This is a genomic window from Anoxybacillus kestanbolensis (assembly GCF_001996285.1).
In the GTDB taxonomy this organism is placed as follows: Bacteria; Bacillota; Bacilli; order Bacillales; family Anoxybacillaceae; genus Anoxybacillus; species Anoxybacillus kestanbolensis_A.
The window spans coordinates 132,876-146,587 of record NZ_MQAD01000005.1 but is presented as its reverse complement, the minus strand read 5'-3'; the positions used below and the strand labels follow the sequence as shown (position 1 = coordinate 146,587).

19 protein-coding genes are annotated in these 13,712 nt (G+C 38.6%); 8 read left to right on the top strand and 11 right to left on the bottom strand.

The window, feature by feature from the left end; all coding sequences use genetic code 11:
• Positions 1-107 precede the first annotated feature (107 nt).
• Positions 108-290 (bottom strand): twin-arginine translocase TatA/TatE family subunit, encoded by a 183-nt coding sequence (locus tag BO219_RS03110; protein WP_012575061.1) that lies wholly within the window; start codon positions 288-290, stop codon positions 108-110.
• Between the two features lie 91 nt (positions 291-381).
• Here BO219_RS03110 and BO219_RS03105 point away from each other — a divergent pair, with 91 nt between their 5' ends.
• Positions 382-744 carry a GIY-YIG nuclease family protein gene (locus tag BO219_RS03105; RefSeq protein WP_035019599.1) on the top strand — a complete coding sequence of 121 codons (363 nt, stop codon included), beginning with the start codon at positions 382-384 and terminating at the stop codon, positions 742-744.
• 24 nt (positions 745-768) lie between these two features.
• Here the strand turns inward: BO219_RS03105 and BO219_RS03100 are convergent, their stop codons facing one another.
• The 4 genes from BO219_RS03100 to BO219_RS03085 all read right to left on the bottom strand — a co-directional run bounded on the left by BO219_RS03100 (position 769) and on the right by BO219_RS03085 (position 3,601).
• Positions 769-1,989, bottom strand: coding sequence for a dicarboxylate/amino acid:cation symporter (locus tag BO219_RS03100; protein WP_171700039.1), 1,221 nt, complete (start codon positions 1,987-1,989; stop codon positions 769-771).
• Between the two features lie 194 nt (positions 1,990-2,183).
• The gene (locus tag BO219_RS03095; RefSeq protein WP_077428359.1) at positions 2,184-2,315 is read right to left on the bottom strand and encodes a YuzL family protein; all 132 of its coding nucleotides are present in this window, start codon (positions 2,313-2,315) and stop codon (positions 2,184-2,186) included.
• Positions 2,316-2,349: 34 nt separating this feature from the next.
• A complete protein-coding gene (locus BO219_RS03090) occupies positions 2,350-3,126 on the bottom strand; it encodes a class I SAM-dependent methyltransferase (protein WP_077428358.1) in 777 nt (258 codons plus the stop codon).
• A gap of 40 nt (positions 3,127-3,166) precedes the next feature.
• Positions 3,167-3,601 (bottom strand): BrxA/BrxB family bacilliredoxin, encoded by a 435-nt coding sequence (locus BO219_RS03085; RefSeq protein WP_077428357.1) that lies wholly within the window; start codon positions 3,599-3,601, stop codon positions 3,167-3,169.
• 144 nt (positions 3,602-3,745) lie between these two features.
• Between BO219_RS03085 and metA the strand changes: the two genes are divergently transcribed.
• Positions 3,746-4,654 carry a homoserine O-acetyltransferase MetA gene (gene metA / locus BO219_RS03080; protein WP_077428356.1) on the top strand — a complete coding sequence of 303 codons (909 nt, stop codon included), beginning with the start codon at positions 3,746-3,748 and terminating at the stop codon, positions 4,652-4,654.
• 90 nt (positions 4,655-4,744) lie between these two features.
• Positions 4,745-6,247, top strand: a complete 1,503-nt coding sequence (locus tag BO219_RS03075; protein WP_077428355.1) for an MDR family MFS transporter — start codon at positions 4,745-4,747, stop codon at positions 6,245-6,247.
• A gap of 8 nt (positions 6,248-6,255) precedes the next feature.
• On the opposite strand, the gene BO219_RS03070 is transcribed toward BO219_RS03075, so the two are convergent.
• Positions 6,256-6,930: a class I SAM-dependent methyltransferase gene (locus BO219_RS03070; RefSeq protein ID WP_226373749.1), complete on the bottom strand. Its 675-nt coding sequence runs from the start codon at positions 6,928-6,930 to the stop codon at positions 6,256-6,258.
• A 64-nt stretch (positions 6,931-6,994) separates the two neighbouring features.
• On the opposite strand from BO219_RS03070, the gene BO219_RS14985 reads away from it, so the two are divergent.
• On the top strand, positions 6,995-7,126 hold the full coding sequence (locus tag BO219_RS14985; protein ID WP_019416538.1) for a hypothetical protein: 132 nt from the start codon (positions 6,995-6,997) through the stop codon (positions 7,124-7,126).
• Positions 7,127-7,153: 27 nt separating this feature from the next.
• Here BO219_RS14985 and BO219_RS14630 read toward each other — a convergent pair whose 3' ends face one another.
• The 3 genes from BO219_RS14630 to BO219_RS03060 form a co-directional block, all read right to left on the bottom strand.
• Positions 7,154-7,306, bottom strand: a complete 153-nt coding sequence (locus BO219_RS14630; RefSeq protein WP_198936640.1) for a hypothetical protein — start codon at positions 7,304-7,306, stop codon at positions 7,154-7,156.
• A 308-nt stretch (positions 7,307-7,614) separates the two neighbouring features.
• On the bottom strand, positions 7,615-8,091 hold the full coding sequence (rraA, locus tag BO219_RS03065; protein WP_041638390.1) for a ribonuclease E activity regulator RraA: 477 nt from the start codon (positions 8,089-8,091) through the stop codon (positions 7,615-7,617).
• Between the two features lie 65 nt (positions 8,092-8,156).
• Positions 8,157-8,657: a metal-dependent hydrolase gene (locus BO219_RS03060; RefSeq protein WP_077428353.1), complete on the bottom strand. Its 501-nt coding sequence runs from the start codon at positions 8,655-8,657 to the stop codon at positions 8,157-8,159.
• A gap of 173 nt (positions 8,658-8,830) precedes the next feature.
• Between BO219_RS03060 and BO219_RS03055 the strand changes: the two genes are divergently transcribed.
• The 3 genes from BO219_RS03055 to BO219_RS03050 all read left to right on the top strand — a co-directional run bounded on the left by BO219_RS03055 (position 8,831) and on the right by BO219_RS03050 (position 10,769).
• The gene (locus tag BO219_RS03055) at positions 8,831-9,931 is read left to right on the top strand and encodes an acyltransferase (protein ID WP_077428352.1); all 1,101 of its coding nucleotides are present in this window, start codon (positions 8,831-8,833) and stop codon (positions 9,929-9,931) included.
• Between the two features lie 135 nt (positions 9,932-10,066).
• On the top strand, positions 10,067-10,384 hold the full coding sequence (locus tag BO219_RS14730) for a CHASE3 domain-containing protein (RefSeq protein ID WP_230403155.1): 318 nt from the start codon (positions 10,067-10,069) through the stop codon (positions 10,382-10,384).
• Positions 10,284-10,769: a methyl-accepting chemotaxis protein gene (locus BO219_RS03050; protein WP_226373748.1), complete on the top strand. Its 486-nt coding sequence runs from the start codon at positions 10,284-10,286 to the stop codon at positions 10,767-10,769. The genes BO219_RS14730 and BO219_RS03050 overlap by 101 nt, the downstream gene beginning before the upstream one ends.
• A gap of 21 nt (positions 10,770-10,790) precedes the next feature.
• Here the strand turns inward: BO219_RS03050 and BO219_RS03045 are convergent, their stop codons facing one another.
• The gene (locus BO219_RS03045) at positions 10,791-11,681 is read right to left on the bottom strand and encodes a uroporphyrinogen-III synthase (protein ID WP_077428351.1); all 891 of its coding nucleotides are present in this window, start codon (positions 11,679-11,681) and stop codon (positions 10,791-10,793) included.
• Between the two features lie 109 nt (positions 11,682-11,790).
• On the opposite strand from BO219_RS03045, the gene BO219_RS03040 reads away from it, so the two are divergent.
• Entirely contained in the window at positions 11,791-13,101 is a 1,311-nt protein-coding gene (locus BO219_RS03040) for an ATP-binding protein (RefSeq protein ID WP_077428350.1), read from the top strand.
• Positions 13,102-13,172: 71 nt separating this feature from the next.
• Here BO219_RS03040 and BO219_RS03035 read toward each other — a convergent pair whose 3' ends face one another.
• Positions 13,173-13,613: a flavodoxin gene (locus tag BO219_RS03035; RefSeq protein WP_077428349.1), complete on the bottom strand. Its 441-nt coding sequence runs from the start codon at positions 13,611-13,613 to the stop codon at positions 13,173-13,175.
• Positions 13,614-13,712 lie beyond the last annotated feature (99 nt).

Sequence of the window (13,712 nt, the reverse complement as noted above, 5' to 3'; positions counted from 1 at the left end):
TCTTGATCTTCATATCGTCTCTTTTGTTCCACGGGCGTAAACACCTACCTTTTTCCATGTTAAAAACGGCAACATACTGTTGCCGCCTTATCGTTGAATTCGTCTCTTCATTTTTTATTTTCATCAAGCTCTTCTAATACTTCGTCGCGCAATCCTTTTGTTGACTTTTTAAACTCACGCAACGTTTCACCGAAAGCACGTCCAATTTCAGGCAGTTTTTTCGGTCCGAAAATGACAAGAGCGATGACAAGAATTAAAATTAAACCAGGCACTCCGATATTTGAAAGCATAACGTCATCTCCTTTTTTCATACATACGCTTCTTTTATTGTATTGCTAAGATCTTCATTTTTCAATGACTAATTTTTAAGAGGTGTGAGAAATGTTTGACAATCAACATACAGTATATGCTATATTCTTCACCATAACTAGCAATGTTACTGTAGAAGTCGGTAAATTGGGTAGTTTTTTATTTCCGAGCGGAAACTATATTTATGTAGGGAGTGCGAAACGAAACATTCAATCACGTATTCGACGTCATATGCAACTGGAAAAACGAAAACGTTGGCATATCGATTACATTCGTCCATATGGAGAAATTACACACGTTCAAACATATTCTTCTGAGCTTAGTGAATGTGAGCGTGCCCAACAACTTTTACAACAATATAAAGGAACATGGCTCGTGAAAAAATTCGGTTCATCGGACTGTCATTGTTTCTCTCATCTCATCTATTATAAATAATAAACGAGGGATGGATTCCCTCGTTTAGCTCGCCTTTTCATATTTCTCTTCTGATTTCGCCACAATCACCGCACATGCCGCATCGCCTGTAATATTCACAACTGTTCTCGTCATATCAAGCAAGCGATCAACTCCTAAAATAAGGGCAATTCCTTCAACAGGTAGGCCGACGGATGTCAGTACCATAGAAAGCATAATTAAGCCGACGCCCGGAACGCCTGCTGTACCGATGCTCGCAAGTGTTGCCGTCAAAATGACTGTCAAAAGATCACTTAATGTCAAATCTACACCGTACACTTGTGCGATAAACATTGTTGCCACACCTTGCATAATGGCCGTTCCGTCCATATTAATTGTCGCTCCAAGCGGCTGGACAAAACCACTGATGCTTTTTGGGACGTTTAAGTTTTTTTGTGCGGTTTCCATCGATACTGGTAATGTAGCGTTGCTACTTGATGTACTAAATGCTACAGCCATTGCTGGAGAAAACCCTTTAATAAACGCAATCGGGCTCATTTTTCCAAGTGTCCACACAGCTGTGCCGTATACGACAAAGAAATGAATAAACAAGGCTAACAATACCGCAAACATGTATTTCCCCATCGCCGCAATTGCATCGAATCCTTGTCCACCGATCGCAATCGCAATTAATGCAAACGCACCGTATGGGGCAAACTTCATGACCCATTCTACTAAGTACATGAGAATATCATTCGCTTGCTCTATTATCCCTCGTACTTGTTTTACCCGATCACCTAAACGAGCAATGGCCATTCCAACAAGCACCGCAAAAACAATCACTTGCAACATATTTCCTTCTACCATGGCTTGGAACGGGTTTGTTGGGATAATGTTTAATAACGTATCTACAACAGGTGGAGCTTCTTTTTTTTCAAACGCTGCTCCTTCTAAATTAAAATTCCCTTCTCCTGGGCGGATCACAGATCCTAACGTTAAAGAGATAACGAGCGCAAGGGACGTAGTAATTAAAAAGAATGCAATTGTTTTCATACCAATACGACCAAGTTTTTTCGGATCACCGACACCCGCTGCACCTAAAATAAGAGATACAAGTACGATCGGAACAACGAGCAATTTGATTAAGTTAATAAATATTGTGCCAAGTGGATTAAGTACGTACGTCTTTGCGAGGTCAAACCATTCTGTCGGAAGGGCTAGGTTGAAAACGAGACCTACGATGATTCCTGTAAGCATTCCAAGTAAAATTTTCTTCGTCATCGACATATCCACACCTCCATCAATTTCTGCGTCTTTTGCTGTAAAACGTATTCAACTTCGCATGGTAAAAGGGTTAAGGGAGAGGACCCATTCAATTCTAAATGTTTTTTTTAAGATTGTAAAGAAAAAATGAGTATAATTGTTAGAAAAGTATTTGAATTTCTTTTTTTACAAAAAAACTACCACAATGATGTGGTAGCCTACGCGCGCTTTGTTTTTTTACGACTTGAATCCAACTCAATGTTTCCTGTTTCATAGTCAGTCGTACCTTGCCCTTTGATCTCCGGTGAGCTTAATCCCGCTTTCGAAGCATCTTTTTTTCGTTTTCCCATCTGATTCACCCCCTACTGCTTTATTTTGTGCCATTTACGAAAGTTCAATCGTACCGAAATGAAATTTTGCTGTTTTTCTTCGATAAACAGAGAAACCAAATTGATGAAATCGCGAGCTTTGCCAATGATCTTTCAACACAACTCGTTGACGGGCTACTCGTTTCGCCTGTTCGATATCTTCTTTTGTTACGTTCGTATATAGCGCTACCTGTTTTAATCCCTTTATCCCATCCGACTCTTCAATACTTACTTCAAACATCGGATCCAAATAAACAACATCATATGATTTATCATCGCATTGCGCTAAAAATGAGCGAAAATCATCATGATGCACACAAATACGTCGCATCGCTTCATTAAGTTCAACTACATCGCTATCCCAATGACGTAACCCTTGTTTTGTTAAGTAAGCGATATATACACTCCCCTCAATTCCTACCACTTTTCCTTCCGGACCAACAGCTAAGCTGGCGATAATACTATCGGTCGCCAATCCAAGCGTACAATCTAAAAACGTCATCCCCTTTTGTAACTTCGTAGCTTGTAAAAACGGTTCACTTTCTCCTTTTAAAATGCGCTTTGCTCGAAAAGAAGCAGAATTAGGATGAAAAAATAACGGTTCACGTCCGTTCGGAAAATGGAGTTCTAATCTCTCTTTTCCAACGACAAGAACAGGTTGAGCTACGAATTGGTGGATGGTCGTAATGGAACGTTTTCGACGCGGAATGTATGAAGTTTGTAATTCTAACGCAATTTGTTTCGCTTTCTCGATCATTTGGTCATTCGTTCTACCTGCAGTTGTCACAATCATACGTTCACCTCAAAAGAAAAAGGATGTCTGTAGGACACCCTTAGCAATATTTTCTAAAAGCTTGCATAATATTTTGCATAATATTTTCGAGCGAGTTTGCTTCGATATCGTGACGTGGAATAAAATGAACAACTTCTTTACCTTTTAATAATGCCATCGATGGAGAAGAAGGTTCGATACCGACAAAATACTCACGCATTTTAGCTGTCGCTTCTCGATCTTGCCCTGCAAAAACCGTAACGAGATGATTCGGTTTTTTCTCGCTCATTTGTACCGCCTGAATAGCCGCTGGACGCGCAAGCCCTGCTGCACAACCACAAACAGAATTAACGACAACAAAAGTTGTTCCCTCTACCTGTTCCATAAACTGTTCCACTTCTTCACTCGTGCGCAATTCTTTAAATCCACCGTTTACTAATTCATCACGCATCGGTTGTACAACTTGGCGCATATATTCTTCATATGACATAAACATACGTACATCCCTCCAAATCATTATTGCTTTTACAAGAATACAACAATGTAAATAGAAAAATCAATAAAATAAAAAACATTGAACAATTTTCTAAAAATTTTTATAATGAATGTATTTATATAATGTAAATGGAGGTTGAGGACATTGCCAATTAATATTCCACATGATCTTCCTGCGAAAGAGGTACTAGAACAAGAAAATATTTTCGTCATGGATGAAGATCGTGCCTATTCTCAAGACATTCGACCGCTAAACATTATTATTTTAAACTTAATGCCCCAAAAAGAAAAAGCGGAAACACAATTGCTACGTTTACTTGGAAATTCACCGCTACAAGTGAATGTAACCTTCTTGCGTCCAGAAACACATGAAGCAAAAACAACATCAAAACACCATCTTGACCAATTTTATACAACATTTCAACATGTACGCCATCGAAAGTATGACGGTATGATCATTACCGGGGCACCTGTTGAACATTTACCGTTTGAACAAGTCGATTACTGGAATGAATTGACCAAAATAATGGAATGGACAAAAACAAATGTCACATCTACGCTACATATTTGTTGGGGTGCACAAGCAGGGATGTACTATCACTATGGTATTCCAAAATACGATTTACCACAAAAATGTTTTGGTGTATTTGATCATGTGTTAGAACAAAAGCACGTGAAACTGATTCGTGGATTTGACGATATTCATAAAATCCCACACTCACGCCATACAGATGTGAAACGTGAACATATCGAAGCGGTTTCAGAGTTAACCATTTTATCTTCATCCGAAGAAGCTGGCGTCTGTCTCGTCATTTCAAACGATGGCAAACAAGTGTTTTTAACAGGGCACCCAGAGTATGATGCCACAACGCTAAAAGAAGAATACGAGCGCGACTTAGCCAAAGGTCTAGACATTCAAATTCCAAAATATTATTTTCCACATGACGATCCAAATAAACAACCGTATAACACATGGCGTTCTCACGCTAACTTACTGTTTGTCAATTGGCTCAACTATTATGTTTATCAAGAGACGCCTTACATTTGGGAGTAGGCTTTCGCTTTTCTGCGAGAGCTTTTTTATTTGTAAGTATGTAAAAAAAGAATATAATGTTTTGTATACATAAAGAAAGGAGATGTACACATGGTTGATCAAACCCGACATATTTCTTTTATTGTAGCGGGACTGTTATTAGCCATTTTTATGGCAGCAATGGATAATACAATTGTCGCAACCGCAATCGGTACAATTGTCGCAGATTTAGGCGGCGTAGATCAATTTATTTGGGTCACATCCGCTTACATGGTGACCGTCATGGCTGGTATGCCGATATTCGGGAAATTGTCAGATATGTATGGTCGAAAACGTTTCTTTTTATTCGGATTAATCGTCTTTTTAATCGGTTCTGCGCTCTGTGGTTTAGCGCAAAGCATTGTACAACTTAGCATTTTCCGCGCGATTCAAGGAATTGGTGGCGGGGCATTAATGCCGATTGCATTTACCATCGTATTTGACGTGTTCCCACCAGAAAAACGGGGAAAAATGACAGGATTGCTCGGGGCGGTCTTTGGGATATCAAGCGTGCTTGGTCCATTGCTCGGTGCTTATATTACCGATTATTTAAGTTGGCATTGGGTATTTTATGTGAATGTCCCAATCGGTTTATTGTCTATTTTTTTCATTGTTCGTTATTACAAAGAATCGACACAGCATACAAAACAAGCTATTGACTGGTTTGGCGCTTTGACTCTCGTTGTTGCTGTCGTTAGTTTAATGTTTGCATTAGAATTAGGTGGAAAACAATACGATTGGAAGTCAACTCCTATCATTTCATTGTTTTCTATTAGCTTTGTTTTCTTTGTGGCTTTCTTATATGTAGAAACAAAAGCAAAAGAGCCAATCATCTCATTTGTTTTGTTTAAACGGCGCACGTTTGCGATCGCACAACTATTAGCATTTTTATATGGAGCAACATTCGTTATTTTAACTGTGTTTATTCCTATTTTTGTCCAAGCTGTATATGGAGGAACTGCTAAAAATGCTGGCCTCATTTTAATGCCAATGATGCTTGGTTCTGTTGCGGGAAGCTCGGTAGCAGGAATTTCCCAAACGAAAACATCCTATCGAAATATTATGTTCGTTTCGATTATCGCCTATTTTTTTGGTATGCTTCTTCTCAGTATGATGACACCAGAAACATCGCGACTATGGTTAACTGTTTATATGGCATTAACTGGATTTGGGGTGGGTTTCTCCTTCTCACTTTTACCGTCGGCATCTATGCATAACTTAGAACCTCGTTTTCGAGGTACAGCAAACTCAACAAACTCGTTTTTCCGCTCGCTCGGTATGACGATTGGTGTAACGATTTTCGGTACAATTCAATCAAACAAATTAATTAACGAGTTACATAACACGTTCGGTGCGAACACAGCTTCATTTTCTCCGGATCCGCATGCATTGTTTGAAGCTGGAACACGAGCTCAAATCCCACCCAATGTGTTGCAAAAAATTGTAGATGCCATGGCTTCATCCATCACGTATGCATTTTCTATCGCATTAGTTCCGATTGCACTCGCAGCGTTCGCCATTTTCTTTATGGGAAATGAGAAACTGGAAGTACAACAAAAAGGTAGGGGGCAATAATCCGTCCCCTACCTTTTTCGCAACATAAACAACCAAAGAAACGAAAGCGCTTGTTTTAATTCTGTTGGTAGTTGTTGGGGAATAGAAGCGTCAACTCCTCGCTTATATACCCCTTCTTGTGCAACAAGCGTGAAACCATTTTCCTTTGCTAACTGTTCAAACTCCCATGGCATCATCGTATTACAAATGACTGCTTCATCATATAAACGACGATAGCTATTCACTCGAGGAGCGGCCGTTGGGCCAAGAATGCCGACGCATACATATGCATTTGTTTTTAACACCCGACGAACTTCTTCAAGTGCAGCAAGTGGACGTTCAGTCCATTCCAAGCAGTTAATAATCATCGCACCTGTAAACGTTTCATCTGGAAAAGGTAAATTCATAATATCCGCTTGTTGAAAATGAAGATGTTCATGAGTTCTTCGGTTTTTGGCTAATTCAATCATTTCACTTGATAAATCTAATCCGATGACACGATATCCTTGCTGACATAGTTTATATGACCCGTATCCATCCCCACATCCAATATCTGCAATATATCCTTCTTTCGGCATATATGTCGTCACAAACGGAATGATCGTTTTTCGACTTCCTCTCTCCCACATGTCTTCACTACTTTGATGCCACCACTCTGCCCGCTCATCCCATTGTTTTTCCGCCTCTTTATGCCATGCGCGCATAACTCCACCCCTTTTTGAAAAAATAAACATGTTACGTTTATTGTAGCAGAAAGGAGCAAAGAACATGACAAAAAAAGTGAACGAAGGAAGTCGAAATCAAAACGCACCGACACAACACGGGCAACTATATGAAGGTGCAGGAGATAATAGTAAAGGCCGTAAGCAAAACAAAAGCCAAAGTGATAAAACAGAGTAATGAAAAAAGTCGGGCTGATCGCCCGACTCATTCTTCTCGCTTGTTCACACGAATAGCTGGTGTGTTGTTCCCCATATAAAACGGAACGCCTTCTTCATGCGGATAGCCATAAAAATAACGGTTGATCTCTTGTTCAGCAAACGCTACTTCATCTTCTGGCATTGTTCGTTTTTTCTCCATCGTCCAGCCCGTTACAGAAAACTTACAAGACTGTTTCCTTCCTTGTTCATCGCACCCGATTTCGCGAAAAGCTACTCTCGTTTCTTTGACGCTCCGAAGTCAAGTTTCTTGATGTTTTCCGTTTTTCTGTAACGGTATTCACCTCCCTCTGTTTCAACTTTGTACGTGCGAATCATCTTCTCCCAGCCCCTTTTTGACTTTTTTCACATAAAATGATCATCAGATTTTTATAAAATTTTTATAAATATTTATACATTTATCATTAACAGTCAAAAGCCCCCTAGACGATAGAATAACCGAACAAATCGTTATTCATGCAAAGGCCCGTCTGAAACAATCACTCCATCTTCATCAACATATACATATGTACCTGGCTTCCACTCTATATCCCCGAAATGTACAATCGTATCTCGTGCCCCTTTTCCTTCTTTTTTACTTTTGCGCGGGCATGTTCCGAGGGCAACGACACCGATTGGCATCGTGCTTATTTCTTTCGAATCACGAATGCATCCATGTACAATAATGCCTGCTAATTGACGGTCACATGCAATTTGCGCAAGACGATCGCCCACAAGCGCACATTGTTTCGAACCTTTCCCATCAACAACAACCACACTGCCTGCGGGTACCGTTTCGAGTGCTTCTCGAACGAGTACATTATCTTCCATAACATCTACTGTTGTAATGGGTCCATAAAACGATGTTTTTCCCCCGTAGTTTTGAAATGAAAGTGAACAAACACGCACACGTTCTCCATATTGATCACATAAATCTGCCGTTTTCATCCTCATCCCCCATTTTCGCCAATCTCACCCTAATAATAGTCAATCTATTCTAAAAAATCAATAAATTAAAACAAAAATAGTGAATCTTGCTCTTCTATCGCGCCGTTCATTAAAAAATAAATGAATAAGGCGAGAAAGCAGTAAAAAAGCACGGTTTCAAGAAAACTAGATGTACGATATGTAACGATAAACCGATATCTTCTTTTAGAAAATGGCCATAATAACGGAACACCTTGGCTAGAACAATAATCAGCTAGAATGTGAAACGCATAACCTAAGCATAACCCGAGCGTAAAAGAGGAAAAGTGCTGTAATAATAAAACAGCTGTGATTGCTCCCCATGCTAATAGCGAGTGCGTAAATCCACGATGACCGAACGCTTTTTTTACTTGTTTCGCTACACCTAGTGAACGGCGACCAATATATGAGTTTGGTTCATCAATATCAGGGAGCAATCCCCCAATAACTAATCCCGTAGCATAAGCGATAGTAAAAGATACAGGGGTGTATGTTGCGATGCCAGCTCCAATGGCTAACGATGAAACAATATGTGTATGGTAACGCATGTTTTCACCTTCCTTATTTGTGTTTGTAAACGTTTTACATCATATTGATTATTAATATTCATGAATTTGCGATGTTTTTTTCAATAAATGTTCATTTCCCTAACCAACTTTGTGAAACTATTAGCATTATACTAGTATATGAATAAACTGACAAATGAAACTGGTGAGGCAAAATGACAAAAAAAACACCTGCAGAATTAACCATTATGAAAAGTTTAGCATTTTTAGCTGTCGTGTTTCAAAGTGCAGTATTATATGTAATGAATCACCGCTCACCTCATCCGGAGGAAGCGATTATGCTCAGTATCTGGTTTCAATTCGTTAAATTTTCCGCTCCTGTGTTTGTATTTTTAGTCGGATTTCATATCTCACAACTAACAGAAGTGATTTCTTACTCACGTTACATGTCCCATAAATGGAAAGAGCTAATCGTCCCGTATATAACATGGTCATCTATTTACTTTGTATTTAGTCATCCACATACATTTGAAGCGATGAAACAGCTATTGCTTGGAGAAGCAGCCCCACATTTATGGTACGTCGTCATGATCATACAATTTCATATACTTGTTGTGATATTTGTTCCATTTTTCCGTTGGCTTGAGCAAAAAAAATATTGGAAATCATTTATTACAATTAGTGCACTCATTTACATTAGTTTTATTACATTCATTTCTCCGATCGTTCAAAGCGAGTCATATATACATTATGTGGATCGTACATTTTTAGCTTATTTTTTCTATTTTTGTTTGGGTGGTTTCGCTGCATACACTTTACCAACTTGGCGAAAGTTTGTAATTCGGGCTATCCCGCTTAACACATTTTTATTTTTATCTTTATTTATTTTTGTTGGGTATGAATTATTTACATCGCAAAGCATTTTTTCGATCGATTTAACAACGATTACGTATTTAAAACCTTCCATGGTGTTATATGTCACATCAGAAATTTTCTTGTTATATGGTTTATCGATTACGATCGTACAAACAAAATCGCGATTATACACAGCATTACGGTTCATTAGTCAATATACGTACGGAGCATATATCGGTCATATATTCTTTCTATATGTGTTTGCAGCAATCATTTCGACGACAATGTATTCTATATTACAAGCGGTGCTTTTGTTTTCAATTACAACAATCGTTTCCGTCGGCGTCTGTTATACAATACACGCAACACCCCTTAGCTTACTATTTATCGGTCAAGTGCGCCAACATCGGACATTGCCGATCTCAATGGTTTCAAAACTAAAAAAAGGTATCCCCGGATAATGTTAGGGATACCTTTTTATTTTGTTCGCACAAACCACCTTTTACTTTTAAACATATAATCAGGTTGGAAATTAAATATAAAGGTGGTTAAATATAGGTATTTGTCAAAAAATATTTTTCGGATGTTTCTTCATTTTGCTATTCGCGATATGTGTAGGAACATTTCAAATATTAAGAATGAACGAAACAAAAGAGATGTATAGTCGTCTCATCGACCATCGCTTCAATATCATAACAAAAACAAGCGAAATGGTCACCTATTTTTATGAAGAAAGAAAAGACATACTTACTTATTTATTGTTAAAAGATGACAAATTTTTAACAAGTTATGAGGAAAAACGAAGACAATTTTATGGAAGTTTTACACGAGTTTGCGACAGGAATGAGTCAAATTGCCGAAAGTACAGAAGATCTACTTACTTCAGCAGAACAAGCACATCATTCCGTCAATAAAGGAAAACAAGCCATTCAAGCAGTTACGAGACAGGCACACGAATTGCATGATGCGATGTTTACAACAAAAACACTTGTTGAATCGCTCCAGCAACATTCGGAAACAATCGGAAAAATTACAAACGTCATTACAGCAATCGCCGAACAAACAAATTTACTTGCACTTAACGCTGCGATTGAACAAATGACCGCGATTTCAAACGAAATAACTGAAACGATGAAACAATTAAAACAACTAGCACAACAAGTCATGCAAAAAAGTAAAGAAAGCGCTGTAACTGTAGAAGAACAATTAGCAATGAACGAACAAATTTCTTCGGCCGCCCAAACGCTTGCAAAACTTAGTGATCAGCTACGCGCAACAGTTGAATTATTTCGTACGTAGCCGCGCATATTGTATGCACGGCTACTTTTTCTCAAAATATTTTGCGAGTTCGACAATCATGGCCCCCATACGTTCGTGATCCGGTGCAATGACACGTGCAACCCCTTCTTCATGTAACGCTTCTTTTGTCACCTTTCCAACCGCAACAGCTACAACGTCATCGGCCAATGCTCGTTTAATTTCACGTATGTATCCCCATTCGTTCACAACCGAAAAGAAAAAACGCACTTGAATTGCTGATGTAAAACAAACCGCTTGTACAGATCGAGAAATGATTTCATCAACAAGCTGTTTCATCACACTTGGTGTAGGTGGAGTATGAAGATATGGCCATACTTCTTTGTACAAAGCCCCTTGTTTAACTAAAAATTGTTGTAAGGATGGAACAGAATCTCCGTAAAGCTGAACAACCACATGTTTATTTTCCCATTCGACATCTCCCAAAGCACGTATAAGGCCACGTGTCGTTCCATCATTTGCCGTTATATGCGGACTGATACCGTACGTACGTAGCACATTTACTGTTTTATAGCCCCGTGCCGCTATATGTGCTCGGCGAATGACCTGAAGTAACGCATCTTTCATTCCCCATTCGTCTGCTTTTTTTATTAACGTTTCGGCACCAATTCCTGTTGTGAAAATAAACCAATCGACTGGTTCATTGATCATTTGATGAAGCTGTTGCTCTAGCTCTTTATTGAAAAACATCGTTCCTTGGGCAGGTCGAGAGAGAGGAATACCTCCTTGTTTAGCGATAAGCATGCTCATTTCCTCTATCTTACGCGAGGCACATAGTGCAATTTTTTTATTCGTTAACGCTTTCTCACCCATTCTCTCATCTCCTTTTCTTCCCATCATACCACATAAAGATGCGAAATTGCGCAAAATTTGTAGAAACATGACATAAAACATCGAACTATTATGTATTCACATCATCGTTAACTTTCCCTACAATGAAAAGAGATCATTCGACTTAAATATTCAAATAATTCGAAATATATGTCGAAAGGAGTGGCTTCACATGCCCTCACTAATCAAAGAAATATTGCTAAACTTATTTTTTATTATATTAGCATTATTGATCGTTCCGATTTGGCTTGAAGAACGCCGCATATCCGATCACGTGAAAACGATGTTGAAAACGATCGCAATCGGCATATGTATTATATTTTGTATGACGTTTCCGATACATACGACAAATGGGTTTGTTTTCGATTTGCGTCAAGTGGCCATTTGGATTGGTGGTTTATATGGTGGCGCATTTTCAGCTCTTTTTCTTTCGATAATTACTGTAGTTTACCGTATCATCATCGGCGGTACAGAGGGCATCATAGTAACAATGATCATTACAACCGTTCAAGTTGTGACTTGTTTCTTTTTGTACCGAAAGTTTACAACATCTTTATCATCCAAGCAACGAATAACTTTCATTACTCTTTTATCGATTGGCACAGCTATTTTAACAATGATACTCTCTCACATACATATTGATGATGAATACCAATTGTCACACATTATTTCAACATACTTTCCAGCGCAACCGCTTGCAGCATTTTTAGGTGCTTACATTACCGAAACGATTCAAAAACATAGCGAACTTCGGCGGCGTATTGTCCGCGCTGAAAAAATGGAAGTCGTTGGACATTTAGCTGCTTCTATTTCACATGAGGTGCGTAACCCATTAACCGTATCGAGAGGATTTATGCAATTGCTACTCCAAAGCGAACGAATGAATTATAAAGATAAACAATATATTCAAATTGCCATTGAGGAGATTGATCGCGCTGAGGCTATTATTACCGATTATTTAACATTTGCAAAACCGGCGCCAGAACATGTTGAAAAGTTAAATGTAAAAACAGAAATCGAACGAGTGATTGATATTTTACGCCCCTTTGCCAACATGAGTAGCATTGAAATTCAAACATCTCTTGTCCCGTTTGCAGTGAAAGGAGAACGTCAAAAGTTTCAGCAATGTTTACTCAATGTAATGAAGAACGCCATTGAAGCGATGCCAAATGGAGGTACGTTGCGTATTAACGTATCGATCGATAAAGATTACGTACTTATTCATATTGGTGATACAGGAGTTGGCATGACGAAAGAACAAATTGAACGTTTAGGAGAACCGTATTTTACAACAAAAGGAGCAAAAGGAACCGGTCTCGGAATGATGGTTGTATACCGCATCGTTGAGACGATGAAAGGAGATTTATTTATTCATAGTGAAGTTGGAGAAGGAACAGATGTGTATATGTATTTTCCATCTTATTATAAGTCAGATATCGAAACATCATCAAAGCGCTCTCGATTTGAACAAGTTAGTTATTGACTTGTTCTTTCTTTTTTATTGATTATTTAGAACATAGTTTATTTAAAAAAGGTCGTGTGTAAAACGACCTTTTACAAATGTTTTACAAAATCTCGACCGAATAAACGACATAATTGTTTCTCTTGATTTGTCGGTGTCAATTCAACCTTGAGCCCGTCGAGAACGACTTCAGCCCCACGTTCTTGCAACTTTTCAATTAAAATATCAACGGCAGCACCGTATTTTTCATAACTTGAATCGCATGAGCCGAAAACAGCCGCTTTTTTACCTGTCAAATCAACGCTATCTAATTCATCGTAAAAATCTAAAAAGTCATCTGGTAATTCACCATCTCCCCATGTGTACGCTCCAAGCAAAATACCGTCATATTCCTCGAGCTCTGTTGCTGTGGCGTCTAATACTTCTTTCACATCTAACTCCGCACTTTGTTCTCGAACACCTTCAGCAATCGCTTCCGCCATCTCTTCTGTATTCCCTGTCATACTTGTGAATACCATAATGACTTTTGCCATTAGTAATCCCCCTATCCTTATTATTGATAATCATTTTCAACAACTATATATTAAATGATAATGATTATCTTTGTCAAAGTATTTTTTTTAAGAAAAAAC